Source organism: Kutzneria sp. 744 (genome assembly GCF_000568255.1).
Lineage (GTDB): Bacteria > Actinomycetota > Actinomycetes > Mycobacteriales > Pseudonocardiaceae > Kutzneria.
On record NZ_KK037166.1, the window covers coordinates 5,880,145 to 5,895,453 of the forward strand.

Sequence of the window (15,309 nt, forward strand, 5' to 3'; positions counted from 1 at the left end):
TACAGAGTGTGCGCTAAACTTGCCCGGTGAGCACGGTCCATCTGCTCCTTATTCAGCCGCGTTGACCTCCTGACGAAGCGGGTCGGCGCGGCAGCCCTCCATGCCCATCCGGGCTGGAGGGTTTTGTGTTTCCTGGGGCAGGTACGACGAGAGGCACTTGTGATGACCGAGCAGACCGCCGAGGCGGCGCCGGCCCACCGCTACACCGCTGAGCTGGCCGGCGCGTTCGAGCAGCGCTGGCAGCGCTACTGGGACGAGAACGGCACCTTCCACGCGCCGAACCCGGTCGGCAAGCTGAGCGGCGACGCGCCGCTGCCGGCCGACAAGATGTTCGTGCAGGACATGTTCCCGTACCCGTCGGGCGCGGGCCTGCACGTCGGCCACCCCCTGGGCTTCATCGGCACCGACGTGTTCGCCCGGTTCCACCGGATGAACGGCCGCAACGTGCTGCACACCATGGGCTTCGACGCGTTCGGCCTGCCGGCCGAGCAGTACGCCGTGGCCACCGGGCAGCACCCGCGCAAGACGACCGAGGACAACATCGCCACCTACCTGCGGCAGATCCGCCGGGTGGGCCTGGGTCACGACGAGCGCCGCCGGATCTCCACCATCGACCCGGAGTACTACCGCTGGACGCAGTGGATCTTCCTGCGCATCTACAACTCCTGGTACGACACCCAGGCCGGTCGCGCGCGGCCGATCGCCGAGCTGGAGGCGGAGTACGCCAAGGACCCGTCCTGGGCCACGCTGTCGGCCGGCGAGCGGCGTGCCCGCATCGACTCGCAGCGGCTGGCCTACCTGTCCGAGGCGCCGGTGAACTGGTGCCCGGGGCTGGGCACCGTGCTGTCCAACGAGGAGGTCACCGCGGACGGCCGCAGCGAGCGCGGCAACTTCCCGGTGTTCCGGCGCAACCTGCGCCAGTGGATGATGCGCATCACCGCCTACGCCGACCGTCTGGTCGACGACCTGGACCGGCTGGACTGGCCGGACAAGATCAAGTCGATGCAGCGCAACTGGATCGGCCGCTCGCACGGCGCCCGGGTGCGCTTCGCGGCCGGCGCGGACAGCATCGAGGTCTTCACCACCCGGCCCGACACCCTGTTCGGCGCCACCTACCTGGTGCTGGCCCCCGAGCACCCGATGGTGGACGCCCTGACCACGGCCGAGTGGCCGTCCGATGTGGACGCCCGCTGGACCGGCGGCGCGGCCACCCCGGCGGAAGCCGTTGCGGCGTACCGGCTGGCCGCCTCCCGCAAGTCCGAACTGGACCGCCAGGAGAACAAGGACAAGACCGGCGTCTTCACCGGCTCGTACGCGGTCAACCCGGTCAACGGGGCCAGCGTGCCGGTGTTCGTCGCCGACTACGTGCTGATGGGCTACGGCACCGGCGCGATCATGGCCGTGCCGGGCCAGGACACCCGTGACTGGGACTTCGCCGAGGTGTACGGCCTGCCCATCATCCGCACCGTGCAGCCGACGGAAGGCTTCGAGGGCAAGGCCTTCACCGGCGACGGACCGGCGATCAACTCCTCGTTCCTGGACGGCATGGACGTCGTCGAGGCCAAGAAGACGATCACCGAGTGGCTGACCGAGCAGGGCGCCGGCGAGGGCACCGTGCAGTACAAGCTGCGCGACTGGCTGTTCTCCCGACAGCGCTACTGGGGCGAGCCGTTCCCGATCGTCTACGACGAGGACGGCGTGGCCCACGACATCCCCGTGGACCAGCTGCCGGTCGAGCTGCCCGAGGTGGACGACTACTCGCCGCGGACCTTCGACCCCAACGACCCCAACACCGAGCCGTCGCCGCCGCTGTCCCGCGCGACCGAGTGGCTGAACGTCGAGCTGGACCTGGGCGACGGCCCCAAGATGTACCGCCGCGACGCCAACACCATGCCCAACTGGGCCGGCTCCTGCTGGTACCAGCTGCGCTACGTGGACCCCGACAACAGCGACCGCTTCGTCGACCCGGTCAACGAGAAGTACTGGCTGGGCCCGCGCCCGGAGTCTCACGGCCCGACCGACCCGGGCGGCGTCGACCTGTACATCGGCGGCGTCGAGCATGCCGTGCTGCACCTGCTGTACTCCCGGTTCTGGCAGAAGGTCCTGTTCGACCTGGGCGAGGTCAGCTCCGACGAGCCGTACCGCCGCCTGTTCAACCAGGGTTACATCCAGGCCTACGCCTACACCGACGCGCGCGGTGTGTACGTGCCGGCCGACGAGGTGGTCGAGCGGGACGGCAAGTTCTTCTGGCAGGACGAAGAAGTCAACCGCGAGTACGGCAAGATGGGCAAGAGCCTGAAGAACGTCGTCACCCCGGACGAGATGTGCGACAACTACGGGGCCGACACCTTCCGGCTGTACGAGATGTCCATGGGGCCGCTGGAGGTCTCTCGGCCGTGGGCGACCAAGGACGTCGTCGGCGCCCAGCGCTTCCTGCAGCGGCTGTGGCGCAACCTGGTCGACGAGGAGACCGGTGAGCTGCGGGTCACCGACGTCGAGCCGGACGAGGACACCCTGCGGGCCCTGCACAAGGCCATTGCCGGCGTCCGCGAGGACTACGCCGAGATGCGCTACAACACCGCCGGCGCGAAGCTGATCGAGCTGAACAACTTCCTGACCAAGGCCGGCTCCACGCCTCGGTCGGTGGCCGAGTCGCTGGTGCTGATGCTGGCCCCCGCTGTGCCCGCACATCGCCGAGGAGCTGTGGCAGCGCCTGGGCCACCCCGAGTCGCTGGCCCACGGTCCGTTCCCCGTCGCCGAGCAGCGCTACCTGGTCGCCGACACCGTGGAGTACCCGATCCAGGTCAACGGCAAGGTCAAGGCCCGGATCACCGTGCCGTCCGACTCCGACCAGGAGCAGGTCAAGGCGGTCGCGCTGGCCGAGGAGAAGGTGGCCGAGCTGCTGGGCGGCAAGGAGCCGCGCAAGGTCATCGTGGTACCGGGCCGCCTGGTCAACATCGTCGCGTGATGCTGCAGGGTCCGTTCGCGACTGTCGCGAACGGACCCTGCACCGGCGAATTGTCAGACTCGCCGGATAATCTCCGCGAGTGAGATGGCAGACCTTCGTCGGACCTCCGGAACTTCGTGTCTTCCACTTCACTCACGTCGACAACGTGCCGTCGCTGATCGAATCAGGCGCGTTGCTGGCGGACTGCCTGCTCCGGAGGACTGCCCACGCGTTCGCCGAGATCGGCAACCCCGAGATCAAGGCTCGCCGGAGGGCCGTCCGGGTGCCTGTTCCGCCCGGAGGTGTCGTCGGCGACTACGTGCCGTTCTACTTCGCGCCGCAGTCACCGATGCTCTTTCAAGTCGCCGGGCAGCAGGCCGCGTTGGGCGCCAAGGTGCAGGACCATCTGATCTACCTCGTCAGCAAGGTCGCCCTGCTTCGAAACCATGCTCCGTTGGTGGTCACCGACCGCAATGCGGCCAGGGTCACGGCCGAGTTCCGAGCCGATCCTGACGACCTTGCGGAGTCGATCGACTGGCCGCTGATGAGAGCACAGCTGTGGCGCGACACCGAGGCAGAGCTCGACCGGAAGGAACGCAGGATGGCCGAGCTCCTCGTGCATGAACTGGTGCCGCTGGAGGCGATGGTCGGGCTCGTCACGCGGAGCGAGGAGACAGCGAGCACGCTGCGGCGGTACGTCAGCGGCTCGTCCTTGGGCGAGCTACCGTTGCGCTCCTACCCGCAGTGGTACTTCGACAAGCAGGGGTGGTGACAGTGATCCGTTTTGGTCGAGGCAACCTGCTCACCCAGGACGTCGAGGCGCTCGCCAACCCTGTGAACTGTGTCGGGGTGTTGGGCAAGGGACTTGCCCTGCAGTTCAAGCGGGCATTCCCGGAGATGGTCGGACCGTACGAGCGGGCTTGCGCCGCCGGCGAGGTCGCTCCCGGTGTTGTGCACGTCGTTGACCGAGGGATCGGTCTGCGCCCGAGGTGGATCCTGAACGTGCCGACCAAGCGGCACTGGCGCAACCCCAGCCGGCTCGATGACGTCACCGCTGGCGCACGTGCGCTCGCCGACAAGGTCCGCGAGCTGGGCATACGGTCGGTAGCCGTGCCACCTCTCGGTTGCGGCAACGGTGGCCTTGACTGGGCTGACGTGAGGAAGATCCTGCTGACGGAGCTGGGCAGCCTCGACGCCGAGGTGATCCTGTTCGCTCCGGCTGGATCACCGGCTCCGGAGGACATGCCGAACCGAAGCGAAGCCCCCGAGCTCACCGTGGAACGCGCTGAGTTGCTGGTGCTTCTCTCGGCGTTCGTACGCGCGGCGGCGCCTTTCCGCGTAGCGGAACGTGCGGACGCGTTGGCACGTATCGAGATCCAGAAGTTGGCCTACCTGCTGCAGGTCTTCACCGGTGCGGCCACGCACAGGTTCGAGCGGGGTAGGTACGGGCCCTACTCGCACGGTCTGGAGCGCGAACTCAAGGACTGGGAAGGTCATTTCGTCCTCGGCTACGGCGACGCCACGGACAAGGTGCTCGAGCTCCAACCCATCCACCTGATGCCTGACGCCGTGGGGCGCGCCATCGAGGCGGTGCCGGCCGACTACGACAAGGTTGTCGACGCCGTTCTCGACGCGGTCGACGGCTGGGAGAGCACGTACGAGCTGGAGCTCCTGGCCACCACGCTGTTCACCTTCATCGAAGGCACGGCCAGCAGCGCGCAGCAGGCGTACGACGTGATCGCCGGTTGGAGCCACATACCGTCGCATCTGTTCACCGCACGCCACGTGGCCATCGCGTGGGAGCACCTGAGGTCCACGGGATGGCTGTCCGAGCCTGCGCCGGTCGCCTGATCAGGAAGCGTCGGCCAGGCCGATGTCGTCGAACAGCTCGGTCAGCATGGACTCGAACAGCGGCTCCGGGTTGGCCACCGCGAACGGGAAGCGGCCGAAGACCTCCAGCGCGACCTGGCCGTAGAGGCGGACCCAGAACTGCAGCATGAGGTAGACCACGGAGAGGTTGAGCGCCTGCTCCGGCAGCTCGATGCCCTCGTGCTCGATCTGGGCCAGCAGGTGGCCGCGGAAGGCGATCAGGTCGGCCCGGAGGTCGGCGGGCACCTTCTCCTCCTCGGGCACCAGGACCTTGTGGGTGGCCAGGAGCTTGCCGGCCATGTTGAGGAAGATGCGGCCGAACTGGTCCTTGGCCGGGCGCATCATCTTGCCGGTGGACTCGTCGACCTCGCAGTGGGCGGAGTCGTCGGGCGAGGCGAAGACGAGGGTGAACTCCTGTGGGTGGGCCAGGGCCCAGCGGCGGAAGCCGCGGCAGACGGCCAGCACGCCGCCGACGGCGTCGTGCTCGTCGATCCGGGTGAGGTCGGCGGTCAGCTCGGCCCCGAGGTCGAGGCAGATGTCGTCGATCACGCGGCGCAGCAGGTCCTCGCGCGAGTCGTAGTACCGGTAGAGCGCCGGCGCGGTGATGCCCAGCTGACGGGCGATCGCGCGCAGCGTGACGGCCTCCCGGCCCTGCTCCACCAGTAGCCTGCGCGCCTGCTGGCGGATTTCCCGCTCGGTGTCGGCGCGAGGCCGATCACGTCGCGTGGTCTCCGTCATAGTTCACCCCATCGTGTTGTAAACACCGTTAACCGTCCCGTACCGTCGTTCGGGTTAACGGTGTTTACGGATGCCTGTCCTAGGGGAACGGTACAACGAGAGAGGGCTTGATGTTCGCGTCCTGGGGAACGGTGGCGCACCGACGCCGCTGGATCGTGATCATCGCGGTGCTGGTGCTGACCGTGATCGGCGGGGCCTGGGGCTCCGGCGTGAGCAGCAGGCTGACCCAGGGCGGCTACGACGACCCGGACAGCCAGGCCGCGCACGTCGACAAGATCATTGAGGACACCATCGGAAAACAGGGCGGCGATGTCGTCGTGCTGTACACCGCGCCGGCCGGAAAGACGGTCGACGACCCCGATCTCGCGCGCAGGATCAACGATCGGCTGGCGGCGCTGCCCTCCGCGGACGTCAGCAAGGTCGTGTCGTACTGGAACACCCACGTGCCGCAGCTGGCCGACGCCGGCAAGACGCACGGGCTGGCCACCATCACCCTGGCCTCCACCGACCAGACCAGGCAGAGCGAGCAGTACGCGGCCATCGCCGACCAGCTCGTGGTCGACGGCGTGCAGACCCAGATCGGCGGGCAGGCCCCGCTCCAGAAGACGATCACCGACAAGTCGATGACGGACGTCGAGTTCGCCGAGTTCGTGTCGCTGCCGCTGGTGCTCGTGCTGCTGGTGGTGATCTTCGGCAGCGTGGTCGCGGCGTTCATGCCTGTGCTGGTCGGCGGCCTGTCCATCCTCGGCGCGCTCGGTGTGCTGCGGCTGATCTCCCTCGGCCTGGACGTCAACGCCTTCGCCGTCAACGTCGCCTCGCTGCTCGGACTCGGGCTGGCCATCGACTACGGCCTGTTCACGGTCGGCCGGTTCCGCGAGGAGCTCGCCGCCGGCCGGGACACCGCCGAGGCCGTGCGCCGCACCGTGGCCACCGCCGGCCGGACCGTCGCCTTCTCGGCCACGCTGCTGGTGATCGCCCTGGCCGGGCTGATGGTGTTCCCCCTCGACTTCCTCAAGGCCGTCGCCTACGGCGGCATGTCCGCCGTGGCCATCGCCGCCATCGTGTCGCTGACCCTGCTGCCCGCGCTGCTCAGCGTGCTCGGTCCCCGCATCGACAAGCTGTCCGTCCCGTGGCGGCGGGGCAAGACCGCCAACCCCGAGCCGCGGTGGCTCAACCGCGTCGCTGGCACCGTCATGAAGCGACCCGCGCTGTTCGTCGTGCCCATCGTCGCCGTGCTGCTCGTGCTCGGCGCCCCGTTCCTCAACGTCAAGTTCGGCGCCGCCGACGAGAAGCAGCTGCCGCCCAGCGATCCCGGCCGTCAGGCCATCGAGTCCATCACCAAGGCGTTCCCGTCCACCGGCAACTCCGTCGCCTCCATCGTCCTGCGGGGCAAGGCCTTGGACCAGGCCTCGGTCGGCACGTTCGTCGCCGACGCCGGCAAGATCGCCTCCGACGTGCATCCCGTCGGGGCCAAGGGCGATGTGTACGTCTTCACCGGCAACCTGCCCGGCGACCCCCTCGGCGACCAGGCCAAGGACGCCGTGACGTCGCTGCGGGCGCTGCCCCACCCCGACGGCACCGAGGTCCTGGTCGGTGGCTTCACCGCCAAGCTGGCCGACAGCACCCAGTCCATCTTCGACCGGCTGCCCTGGATGGTCGCCATCCTCGTCGGCGCCACGTTGTTGCTGATGTTCCTGGCCTTCGGCTCCGTGCTGCTGCCCGTCAAGGCCGTGGTGATGAGCGCCCTGAGCCTGTCCGCCACCTTCGGCGTGCTGACCTTCGTCTTCCAGGACGGGCACGGCGCCGGCCTGCTCGACGTCACCGCCCAACCCATGCAGGTCGGCGTCATGGTGCTCATCGGCGCCCTGGTGTTCGGCCTGTCCACCGACTACGAGACGTTCCTGCTGTCCCGCATGGTCGAGGCCCGCAACAAGGGCCTGTCCACGGCCGAGGCCGTGCGCACGGGCCTCGTCCGTACCGGTCGCATGATCAGCGCCGCCGCGCTGCTCCTGATCGTGGTCACCGGCGCCTTCGGCCTGTCCAGCATCGTCATCATGCGGTTCATCGGCGTCGGCATGATCGTCGCCCTCGTCCTCGACGCCACCGTCGTGCGGCTCATGCTCGTGCCGGCCGTCCTCCGCCTGCTCGGCAACGCCGCGTGGTGGGCCCCCGGCCCGCTGCGCCGCCTCCAGGAACGTGTCGGCATCCAGGAGTCCGACGACCTCGACGACGACGAGCCCGTCCGCGAGCCTGAGCTGGTGCACTAGCACAATCGAGGGGGGAATACGGGACGGCCGGGGAGAGGTTGGAGACCAAGTGACCACTGAAGTGCTTGTGCACGTGCGGCCGGGGTGCCCGTTCTGCGACATGCTGCGCTCGAACCTGAAGCGGAGTGGGCTGAAGTACCGCGAGTTGGACATCTGGCAGGACCCGGATGCGGCGGCGGCGGTGCGGGCGGCGGCGAACGGGAACGAGACGGTGCCGACGGTGAACGTGGGCAGCACGTGGATGGTCAATCCCTCGATCCACCAGGTGCTGGCGGCCGTGAAGGCGGAGGCGCCGGAGTTGCTGCCGCAGAAGTGACGAACAGCAGGACTCAGCCGGCGACCGCGATGACGGTCGCCGGCTTGCTGTTGTCGGCCAGGTCGATGGTGGCGGTGACCTGACCGGTGCCGTCGACGACGGTGACGGCGTTGCGGCCGGCGAAGTAGACGCTGTGGTCCCGGGGCGAGACGGCGATGCCCCGCACGGTGAGCACGAGGGTCTGCACGACGCGGCGGGTGGTGGTGTCCACAACGGACACCGTGCCGTCCTGGAGGTTGGTGACGTAGAGCCGGTCGCCGCCGACGGCGAGCTCGCAGGCGCCGACGCCGACGGGGATGTGGGCGGCGACCTGGTTGGTGCGGTTGTCGATCACGGTGATGGATCCGTTGGCGCCGGACAGGCTGCTGGTGTGCGAGACGTAGGTGGTGGCCCCGTCGGGACTGACGGCGACGTACTGGGGCAACGTCGACCGGCACGGTGTGAACGACGGTGGCGATGCGGGTGTCGATGACCGTGAGGCTGGCACCCTGGTTGTCGACCACGTACAGGTGCGAGCCGTCGGGGGTGATGGCGGCGCCGGTGGGGGTGGCGCCGACCTGGATGACGGCGGCCAGCGAGTTGGTGGCGGTGTCGAAACCGAGGACGACACCCTGGCCGTTGGCGGTGCCGGTGACGTAGAGGCGCTTGCCGTCGGGCCGCACGACGGCCGAGTCGAGCTCGGCTTTGACCCGGATCCGCTTGATCACCTTGGCCGCGGCCACGTCGACGATGGTGACGGCGCCGGACCAGCCGTTGACGACGTAAGCCGTGCGGCCGTCGGGGCTGAGGGTGAGGCCGGTGACCATGGCCCCGGTGTCGACGACCGCGGTGACCTGGCCGGCGGTGGAGTCGATGATCCGCAGCTCGCCGTTCTCGCCGGCGACGAGGGCGTGCACGGCGGCGGCGCTCGCGGCGGGCCGGATCAGCACTGGCTGCTCGGCCACCACCCCGGCGGTCAGCATCGTCAGCGCGACTCCGGCCGCCACCAAGGCTCGCAGTCGCCGAGCGCCGAACCGACGCTGGCAGCGCGTGGTGGTCACAAGCCGCATGGGAGCATTTTGACCATGGCTCCGGCCAGCCGCGCACCCGGGACGGGTGAACGTTTCCGCTCGGCCGGGAGAACGTAGATGCCCTGGTGCCGGGTCGCTCGGGGGGCTACGCGACCGGCGCCAGGGCACCTCACCGGCGGACGAATCAGCCGGTACACCTCTGTGTATCAGTCCGGCACCTGATTTGTTACGCCTCGCGACTCATCCGTTATGACTCCTCCATGTGCGACCAGCCGGGCGTATCGGGTACCGGCCAGAAGCAGTAGCAGGCCGGCGACGAGGAAGGCGATCACCCGGGCCAGCCCGTCGAGGAACGCCAGGTCGAACAGGATGAGCTTGACGACAGCGGCCCCGACCAGCACCAACCCGACCGCGCGCAGGGCGCCGGAGCGGATTCCGCGCAGCAGCAGGGCGATGGCGGCGACGGTCCACGACACCGTGATCACGGTGTGACCGAACAGGAATCCGGAGCGGTCGGGCGACACGAGCAGGGCGGTGGCCAGCACCGCCCCGGCGGCGCCGTAGAGCATCACGAGGCCGGCGGCGATCCACGGCCCGGCGTTGCGGGTGGGCGACGCGATGACCTTCATCCGGTACGCGACCAGCGGAATCGCGATGGCCACGGCGGTCATGAGCAGCGCGGTCAGCGCCGTGCTGACGGTCAGGTCCACGTCGGACCGGTAGACCACCAGCAGCACGGGGCTGACCACTGTCAGGCCCCACAGCAGCCCGAACACGCTGGTCAGCAGCGAGGCGAGCAGCGCCGCGCGGTGCCGAGCGAGATCGGCGGCCAGGACCAGAACCAAAGATTCACCCAGAAGGGTGATGGCTTGGGTGGGTCCGGACAGCGCCTGCACGGTGGCGTCGACCAGGGCGACCGAACCGACGACCGCGGCGGTGACGGTGGTGGGAGTGGTCAGCCAGCGGTCGCCCAGCACGACGACGAGCATTAGCGCGGCCACGATCGCGGCCAGCCAGGCCGCCTCGGGACGCGTCAGGGCGAACCCGGCGACCAGGGCGGCGACGGGCGAGGTGGCCAGCAGGATCACGGGCGAGGCCAGGTCGCGCTGGTCCCGCAGCGTGATGACCACGGCGATGGCCACGCCGACGATGGTGGAGGCCAGCGCGGTGCCGGCGGTCTGGAACGGGTCGCCCGAGCGCAGATGGATCACGGTGGTGAACAGGCTGGCCAGCACCGGCGGGACGCCGGCGACCAACGCCAGCGACGGCCAGTTCCGCAGCAGCTGCACGGGCATGGCGCCGATCTGCAGCACGACCAGGAACGAGACCAGCAGCGGCGTGAAGCCGTGGGTCAGGAACGGGTCGCACAGCGCGCAGCCGATGATCACCCAGACGGCGATGAACTGGGCGTTCCACCGGGCCGACAGCAGCAGCCCGCCGCCGGCGACCACCAGCGCGATCAACAGGCCGGCCCACTGCGGCATCAGGTTGTAGAGCGAGGTCGCGGCGGCGACGTCCAGGTAGAGGACGGCGATGCCGGTCGCGGCCAGGGCGTAGGCGCCGCTGCGGCCGGCGGGGTTGCGGTGCACCCACAGGCCGCCGGCGATCAGCGCCAGCCCGAGCCCGCCGCCCACGAGGACACGGGGTTCCGGGCCGAGCCAGCCGCGCTGCACGGCCAGCACCATCAGCAGCACGATGCCCAGCAGCGTGACGGAGCCGCCGATCCAGGACACCGCCTTGCTGCCGGCGCCCTCGCGGCCGAGGCGTTCGGGCAGCGGCGGCGGGGGAACGTAGTTGGGTTGGGTCTGGGGCCAGATCGGCGGCGCGGTCTGCTGGCCCGAGGCCTGCTGGGGAGCAGACGACGGCCAGGACATGGACGGCTGGCCCGCCCAGGACGGCTGCCCGGCGGGCGAGGCAGGTTGTTGGGCGAACTGGCCGGAGACCGGCTGGCCTGCGGGTGCCGCTGGTTGCTGCGGGATCTGGCTCGGGTCCGACGGCTGGCCGGCGGGTGAGGCCGGCTGCTGCGGGATCTGGCCGGCGGAGGGCGTCGGTTGCCGGGGAACTTGGCCCAGGACCGGCGGCTGCATGGGCGGCAGGACCGTCGACTGCGGGGCCGGAGCGCCGGCGGGCGGCGGGGCCGGCTGGGCGTGCTGCAACTCCTGGCTGACGACCTGGAGCCGCCGGCCGATGAAGTCCAGCTCGGCGGCCAGTCGAGCCAGTGGTTCCGAGGTGGTCATGCCGACAGGATGAGTCCTGACCTCGCCGAATGGATCCGTAGAGCTACTCACGTGGCAGGGTTGTGATGTGACTGTTGAGGTGGTGGTGGTCGGCTCGGCGAACGCCGACGTGGTGGTGCGGGTGCAGCGCAGGCCGGGGCCGGGCGAGACGGTGCTGGGGTCGGACACGGTGCTGGCGGCGGGCGGCAAGGGGGCCAACGCGGCGGTGGCGGCGGCGTTGCAGGACGCCCAGGTCGCATTGCTGGGGGCGCTGGGCGATGACCAGCACGGGGCGTTGCTGCGGGACTCGATGCGACAGGCCGGAGTGCGGCTGGATCTGGTGCGCACGGCGCAGCGGCCGACCGGGGCCGCCTACATCACGGTCACTCCGGACGGGGAGAACACGATCGTCGTCTCCCCCGGCGCGAACTCGGCGGTGGACGTCGAGCAGGTGGAGGCGGCCAAGGACGTGATCGCCGACGCCAAGGTGCTGCTGGCCTCGCTGGAGGTGCCGCTGCCGGCGATCGAGCGGGCGGTGGCGCTGGCCCGGGAGGCGGGCACGAGGGCGGTCCTGAACCTGTCGCCGGTGGCGAAACTCCAGCCGCAAACGCTTGCCGCGCTGGACCCGCTGGTGGTGAACGAGCATGAGGCGCAGTGGCTGATGGACGGCGGGACGGACCTCAAGAAGCTGCTGGACCTGGGCCCGAGGTCGGCCGTTGTCACGCTGGGCAGCCGCGGCGCGCTGGTGATCGAGCGGGACGGCACGACCGAGGTGTCCTCGCCCGAGGTGACAGCGGTGGACACCACCGGGGCCGGCGACGCGTTCGTCGGGGCGTTGATCACGCGGCTGGCGGCCGGGGACGACCTGGTCGCGGCGGCGGAACGGGCGGTGCGGGTGGCGGCGGTGTCGGTGACCCGGCCGGGCGCGCAGGCGTCGTACCCGACCCGTGGTGAAGTGGATTCGACGGAGGGTATGGTCTAGACCATGTCGAGCGCGCGACTCAAGGGTGTCGGAGTGAGTGCGGGCCGGGCCTCCGGTCCGGTGGTGCGGGTCGCGGACCCGCTACCGGAGCCGGCGGCGACGCCCGCGCCCGCGGACCCGGCGGCCGAGGCGGCCCGAATCCGGCCCGCGGCCAAGGCGGTCGCGGACCGGCTGACCGCGCGCGCCGACGCCGCGACCGGCGAGGCCAAGGCGGTGCTGGAGACGACCGCGGCGATGGCCGCCGACCCGTCGCTGGCCAGCCAGGCCGAGAAGCTCGTCACCGCCAAGTCGCTGCCGGCGGCCCGCGCGGTGTTCGACTCCGCCGAGACGTTCGCGTCCGCGCTGGCCGCGGCCGGTGGCTACATGGCCGAGCGGGTCCGCGACATCCGGGACGTGCGGGACCGCATCGTGGCCGAGCTGATGGGTGTGGAGCCGCCCGGCGTGCCGACGCTGACCGGCCCGACCGTGCTGATCGCCCGCGACCTCGCGCCGGCCGACACCGCGGGCCTCGACCCGAGCAAGGTGCTCGCCCTCGTCACGGAGGAGGGCGGCCCGACCAGCCACACCGCGATCCTGGCCCGCTCGCTGGGCATCCCGGCCGTCGTGGCCACCACCGGCCTGTTGGCGCTGGGCGACATCCGCGGCCTGATCGTGGACGGCGACACCGGCGTGGTCGAGGTGCCGATGGGCCAGGTCCAGGTCCTCGCGGCCAGCGCGGCCAAGGAAGTGCACTGGGACGGCGTCGGCACCACCGCCGACGGCAACCGGTTCAAGATCCTGGCCAACGTGGGCTCCGCCGCCGACGCGACGACCGCCGCGGCCAACGGCGCCGAAGGTGTCGGCCTGTTCCGCACCGAGTTCTGCTACCTGTCGGCGACCAGCGAGCCGACCGTGGCCGAGCAGACCGCCGCCTACGCCGCGGTGCTCAAGCCGTTCGCCGGCAAGCCCGTCACGGTCCGCACGCTGGACGCCGGCGCGGACAAGCCGCTGGCCTTCCTCGCCCCCGAGCCGGAGCCCAACCCGGCGTTGGGCGTGCGCGGTCTGCGGGTGGCGTTCACTCGCACCGAGATCCTGGACCGGCAGTTGGAGGCCATCGCCGCGGCCGCTGCCGAGACCGGCGCGCTGGTGCAGGTCATGGCCCCGATGGTGGCCACCGCCGAGGAGGCGGCCTGGTTCGCGAAGCGCGTCCGCGCGGCCGGCATCGAGAAGGCCGGCGTGATGATCGAGGTGCCGGCGGCCGCGCTGACCGCCCGGGAGATCTTCGACGCCGTCGACTTCGTCAGCCTGGGCACGAACGACTTGGCCCAGTACACCTTCGCCGCGGACCGGCAGGTCGGCGCGGTCGCCGCGCTCAACGACCCGTGGCAGCCGGCCCTGCTGCGCCTGATCGCCCTGGTCGGCAAGGCGGCCGGCGAGGTCGGCAAGCCGGCGGGCGTCTGCGGCGAGGCGGCCGCGGACCCGCACCTGGCGGCGGTGCTGGTCGGCCTCGGCATGACCAGCCTGTCGATGAACGCCGGCGCCCTCAACCGGGTCGGCGGGGGCCTGGCCGAGGTGCACTTCGACCAGTGCCAGCTCGCGGCCAAGGCCGCCCTGGCCACGCACGACCCGGAGCACGCCCGCCTGGCCGCTCGCGCCGCCCTGACCCCGCGCCGCCACCACTAGCCCCCATCCGGCACATGCGGACCGGATGTGCCGAACAGAGGCAAGTACGACGCTCATGTGACGTGAGCTGGGTCAGTGCTGGTCGGCGTCCAGGCCGTGCTCGATGGCGTAGCGGGCCAGCTCAACGCGGTTGTGCAGCTGGAGTTTGCGCAGCGTGGACTGGACGTGGTTCTCCACGGTGCGCGGCGAGATGTCCAGGCGGGTGGCGATGTGCTTGGACGTCATGCCCTTGGCCACCAGGCGCAGGACCTCGGTCTCCCGGCCGGTGAGCTCCGGCGCGGGCTCCCGCCCGGCCGGCTCGGTGGCCATCCGCCGGTACTCGCCCAGCACGAGGCCGGCCAGCCCGGCGGTGAACACGGCCGCGCCCTCGGCGGTGCGGTTGACGGCATTGGCCAGCTCCTCGGCGGAGGCGGACTTCAGCAGGTAGCCGGACGCACCGGCCTTCACCGCCTCCAACACGTCGGCGTGCTCGCCGCTGGCCGACAGCACCAGCACCCGGGTCTCCGGCCGTGCGGCGACGATCTGCTGCGTCGCCTCCACGCCGGTCTGCACGCCGAGGTTGAGGTCCATCAGCACGACGTCCGGCCGCACGGCGTTGGCGATCCGCACCGCGGACGGGGCGTCGCTGGCCGTGGCCACCACCTCGAAACCGCGTTCCTCCAGGTCGCGGGCCACCCCGGCCCGCCACATCGGATGGTCGTCGACGACCATCACCGACACGCTCACGCTTGTCCCCCCGTCGGCACGTGCAGTTCCCACTCGGTGCCCTCGCCGGGCGCCGTCACCAGCTCAACGGTGCCACCCAGGTCGGCGATCCGTCCCCGGATCGACTGCGAGACGCCCAGGTGGCCCTCGGCCTCGGCGATGGCCAGCCGCCCGTCGGCGATGCCGACGCCGTCGTCGCGGATGCTCAGCACCACCTCGCCGCCGAGGTCCTCCAACAGCACCCAGGCCCGCGCGGCCGGGCCGGCATGGCGCTCCACATTGGACAGCGCTTCCCGCACGGCGGCGCTCAGCTCGGCTGCGGCCACCTGCGGCATCAGCACCGGAGTTGCCGGCGCCGCCACGGAAATCGTCGGCGTGGCCATCAGCTGCACCCACTGCCGCAGGTCGGGTCGCCGTCCACAGTGGACTCCAACGGTCCGGAGGCGATCAGCGACCGCAGTGCGATCTCCTGCTCGCCGGCCAGCTCGGCGATCTCCGCCGCCTCGCCGCCGACCTCCAGCCCGCGCTTGCGCACCCGGGCCAGCACCTGCAGCACGCCGTCGTGGATGGACCGGGCCAGCCGCTCCCGCTCGGCGG

10 protein-coding genes and 3 pseudogenes are annotated in these 15,309 nt (G+C 70.7%); 7 read left to right on the forward strand and 6 right to left on the reverse strand.

The features are described from left to right. The first annotated feature begins 162 nt into the window (after nt 1–162). The 3 genes and pseudogenes from leuS (at nt 163) to KUTG_RS26575 (ending at nt 4,798) form a co-directional block, all read left to right on the forward strand. Nucleotides 163–2,968 (forward strand): annotated as a pseudogene (gene leuS, locus KUTG_RS26565) (leucine--tRNA ligase). 79 nt (nt 2,969–3,047) lie between these two features. Then, complete coding sequence (locus KUTG_RS26570) at nt 3,048–3,719, forward strand: type II toxin-antitoxin system toxin DNA ADP-ribosyl transferase DarT (RefSeq protein WP_052395437.1); 672 nt, start codon at nt 3,048–3,050, stop codon at nt 3,717–3,719. Nucleotides 3,720–3,781: 62 nt separating this feature from the next. Next, complete coding sequence (locus tag KUTG_RS26575) at nt 3,782–4,798, forward strand: type II toxin-antitoxin system antitoxin DNA ADP-ribosyl glycohydrolase DarG (protein WP_255361035.1); 1,017 nt, start codon at nt 3,782–3,784, stop codon at nt 4,796–4,798. Here KUTG_RS26575 and KUTG_RS26580 read toward each other — a convergent pair whose 3' ends face one another. Beyond that, complete coding sequence (locus tag KUTG_RS26580; RefSeq protein ID WP_043720543.1) at nt 4,799–5,554, reverse strand: TetR/AcrR family transcriptional regulator; 756 nt, start codon at nt 5,552–5,554, stop codon at nt 4,799–4,801. 110 nt (nt 5,555–5,664) lie between these two features. Here KUTG_RS26580 and KUTG_RS26585 point away from each other — a divergent pair, with 110 nt between their 5' ends. Both KUTG_RS26585 and KUTG_RS26590 read left to right on the forward strand, forming a co-directional pair. Continuing rightward, entirely contained in the window at nt 5,665–7,821 is a 2,157-nt protein-coding gene (locus KUTG_RS26585) for an MMPL family transporter (RefSeq protein ID WP_052395438.1), read from the forward strand. A gap of 49 nt (nt 7,822–7,870) precedes the next feature. Continuing rightward, nucleotides 7,871–8,137 carry a glutaredoxin domain-containing protein gene (locus KUTG_RS26590; protein WP_043720545.1) on the forward strand — a complete coding sequence of 89 codons (267 nt, stop codon included), beginning with the start codon at nt 7,871–7,873 and terminating at the stop codon, nt 8,135–8,137. 13 nt (nt 8,138–8,150) lie between these two features. Here the strand turns inward: KUTG_RS26590 and KUTG_RS26595 are convergent, their stop codons facing one another. From KUTG_RS26595 to KUTG_RS26600, 3 genes and pseudogenes are all read right to left on the reverse strand, one after another. Continuing rightward, nucleotides 8,151–8,561, reverse strand: a complete 411-nt coding sequence (locus KUTG_RS26595; RefSeq protein ID WP_052395439.1) for a YncE family protein — start codon at nt 8,559–8,561, stop codon at nt 8,151–8,153. A gap of 136 nt (nt 8,562–8,697) precedes the next feature. Continuing rightward, nucleotides 8,698–9,186 (reverse strand): annotated as a pseudogene (locus KUTG_RS66415) (YncE family protein); the annotation flags it as partial. 167 nt (nt 9,187–9,353) lie between these two features. After that, on the reverse strand, nt 9,354–11,384 hold the full coding sequence (locus KUTG_RS26600) for a DUF2339 domain-containing protein (RefSeq protein ID WP_052395442.1): 2,031 nt from the start codon (nt 11,382–11,384) through the stop codon (nt 9,354–9,356). Nucleotides 11,385–11,451: 67 nt separating this feature from the next. Here KUTG_RS26600 and KUTG_RS26605 point away from each other — a divergent pair, with 67 nt between their 5' ends. Beyond that, nucleotides 11,452–12,345: a ribokinase gene (locus tag KUTG_RS26605; RefSeq protein WP_043720549.1), complete on the forward strand. Its 894-nt coding sequence runs from the start codon at nt 11,452–11,454 to the stop codon at nt 12,343–12,345. Nucleotides 12,346–12,348: 3 nt separating this feature from the next. Beyond that, a complete protein-coding gene (ptsP, locus tag KUTG_RS26610; RefSeq protein WP_043720552.1) occupies nt 12,349–14,007 on the forward strand; it encodes a phosphoenolpyruvate--protein phosphotransferase in 1,659 nt (552 codons plus the stop codon). Between the two features lie 72 nt (nt 14,008–14,079). Here ptsP and KUTG_RS26615 read toward each other — a convergent pair whose 3' ends face one another. Then, a complete protein-coding gene (locus tag KUTG_RS26615) occupies nt 14,080–14,733 on the reverse strand; it encodes a response regulator (protein ID WP_232240951.1) in 654 nt (217 codons plus the stop codon). After that, nucleotides 14,730–15,309: pseudogene (locus KUTG_RS63940) on the reverse strand (sensor histidine kinase); the annotation flags it as partial. The pseudogene KUTG_RS63940 and the gene KUTG_RS26615, both read right to left, overlap by 4 nt.